The sequence below is a fragment of the Vibrio sp. D173a genome, assembly GCF_030248475.1.
The window spans coordinates 1-1,583 of record NZ_JAHGAH010000179.1; the positions used below are offsets into that span (position 1 = coordinate 1).

The 1,583-nt window shown below is 45.3% G+C and carries 1 protein-coding gene; it reads right to left on the minus strand.

Annotated features, from left to right (window positions below):
• Positions 1–415: 415 nt before the first annotated feature.
• Positions 416–1,423 carry an adenosine deaminase gene (locus KIV40_RS18015; RefSeq protein WP_285350563.1) on the minus strand — a complete coding sequence of 336 codons (1,008 nt, stop codon included), beginning with the start codon at positions 1,421–1,423 and terminating at the stop codon, positions 416–418.
• Positions 1,424–1,583: the final 160 nt, after the last annotated feature.

A 1,583-nucleotide genomic window follows, 5' to 3' on the forward strand; every position in this document is an offset into this window, starting at 1 on the left:
CAGCCATTGGTTTAATAAAAAAGCGGGTCAATGACACGCTCCCGAAGGGCGAGCTGTCTTGGCTTGTATACTTTGTTGTCGATTCTTGATTTAGAGTGACTAGATCTTTAAATCGCCGCCGCGTCTACAAACCAAGTCATTCTCGCTGAACCTAGCATCTCGAGGTTACTTGGGTATAAGAGTGAAGTCGAGACTTGTTGCGAGGGATATTGCTAAGTGATTCACAAATGTGCGGACGGTGAAGTGAATGCTTATATCCATTATGTTTTTCTTATGGTAGGCAGCCAATAAAGAGAACATAGACCAACTGAGTATTAAAACGTTCTTCATGTTGAGCTCGGTTAACTGCAACTTCATGTATCCACCGTTGCAGATAGATAGCAAAAAGACTAGAGAACCAGCCCTAGTTTACTTATCAGTCAGTGATTGCTAAGTAATCAGCGACTTGTGCACGGTATTTGGCTTTAAGTGCCTCGCTAATGAAGCTCGCGTTAATCGCATTGATCGTGAACTGAGCGAGTTCTGACTTCGTCATTGGGTGAGCATTAGTGACCGCCATGAAGTTATCCGTCATGTAACCCCCAAAATACGCAGGATCGTCCGAGTTAATCGTCACCGCGACGCCTTTACGCAACAAATCGACAATGTTGTGCTGCTCCATTTCATCAAATACACACAGCTTAATGTTCGATAATGGGCAAACCGTCAGTGGCATTTTGCTTTCGATCAGGGCATCCATTAATGACTCATCCTCAACGCAGCGAACACCATGGTCAACACGGCTGACACTGAGCATCTCGACAGAGTCGACAATGTTTTGCGCAGGGCCTTCTTCACCAGCGTGTGCAACGGTCAGTAAGCCAGCGTCTTTGGCTTGTTGGAAAGCACGTTTGAACTTCTCTGGTGGGTGACCAAGCTCTGAAGAATCCAAACCGACACCGATGATTTTGTCTTGATGCTTGATGATTGATTGCAGCGTTTCAATCGCGCTCTCTTCCGATAGGTGACGCAAGAAGCACGCAATGATTTGAAACGTAATACCTAGCTGTTCGGTACCATCTTGCATAGCACGGTGAATGCCGTTGATGACCGTCTCAAACTCAATGCCGCGATCGGTATGGGTCTGTGGGTCAAAGAAGATCTCAGTATGGATAACGTTGTCGGCTTTGCAGGGCTCTAGGTATGCCCACGTCAAATCATAGAAATCTTGTTCCGTACGCAGCGCGTTGGCGCCTTGATAATAGATATCTAGGAAAGACTGTAAATCTTCGAACTCGTAGGCTTTGCGTAGTTCCTGTGGTGACTCGTAAGGAATGTCGATGTTGTTGCGTTGTGCCAGTTCGAACAACAGTTCTGGCTCTAGCGAACCTTCGATATGTAAGTGTAACTCTACCTTTGGAAGACCTTGAATAAATGCGTTCATAATAAACTCCCACTTTTTCTTATGGTTGTTGTGGATGCAATTACTTTAAGGATAGGTATAGATTGAGAAAAATCGAACGCTATTACAAAGAGTAAGATCCACAGTGATCTCAACTCTTCGTAATCAGCACTTTGCGGGAGCAGAAGTGGACCCCAATGGT

Bases quoted from the DNA above. Each gene is read 5' to 3' on its own strand.
- KIV40_RS18015 (WP_285350563.1), bottom strand. From the start codon at position 1,423: ATGAACGCATTTATTCAAGGTCTTCCAAAGGTAGAGTTACACTTACAT.